Raw genomic sequence first — 765 nt, forward strand, 5'->3', positions numbered from 1 at the left:
CACAGGCGGATGCTGTGGATTGGTCATCCATCCCGTGTCAGTAGTTTGCGCCGAGAGATTAAGAGAGAACAAACCCAACACCAACGCCATAAAGAATATGGACGCGAGTTGAGTCGCTTTAGTAATGTGATTCATAGTGATTCCTAATTAATAACAAGTGTAGAAAATGGCTGGCGTTTTCGGCCAGAACCACTTGTCATTCTCGGAACACACAAAAGGTAAGATGAATTCGATGCTTGTCGTAGATGGGCTCAGTCCATTGCCTTGCGTTAACAAAGGCACTGCATCGCCAAACTGCGGCTAAAACAATGCCAATGAACAAAACGACAATGAAGGCTTCGAGCTGATGCTGGGTAAACTGAATCAACTTTTCAGACAGTTCACACTTACTCGGCTCTTTGACTTTATCAGCTTTCACAACATGAGCATCATCGCTAGATAAAGCAGAAACCAAGGTTTGGTCATCACTCATCGAGCATGCCGAAACCAAACCAGAATTTTGCATCAGACACACGACGATGACCCAGCCAATCATTGCTAGCAGCCATTTCGCGCGCTTTTGAGGCGTGCCTTGTCGTGAAATCAATAAGCTCATAAAAAGTCAGATAAAGATGGAAACGCAGAAAATAATACGCAAGTTGTCGTAAAGCTCAAGTCGTTCGACCTTGCTTGCCGATATGATTGGTAAATAATTGTGATAATCTTAAACCCATCGCTTTTTGCAACACGCTCATTATGCTCAATAAAGTTAATCTCGCCGACATT

Annotated in this window: 1 protein-coding gene; it reads right to left on the reverse strand. The window is 43.5% G+C overall.

Going from position 1 to position 765, the window contains the following annotated elements; genetic code table 11:
• Nucleotides 1-196: 196 nt before the first annotated feature.
• Nucleotides 197-595: a hypothetical protein gene (locus R7R24_RS26420; protein WP_005494637.1), complete on the reverse strand. Its 399-nt coding sequence runs from the start codon at nt 593-595 to the stop codon at nt 197-199.
• Between the last annotated feature and the right edge of the window lie 170 nt (nt 596-765).

Source organism: Vibrio sp. 704, from assembly GCF_033339295.1.

What these genes read in the sequence shown, in the direction of transcription:
- R7R24_RS26420 (WP_005494637.1), bottom strand. Translation starts at nt 595, where the DNA reads ATGAGCTTATTGATTTCACGACAAGGCACGCCTCAAAAGCGCGCGAAA.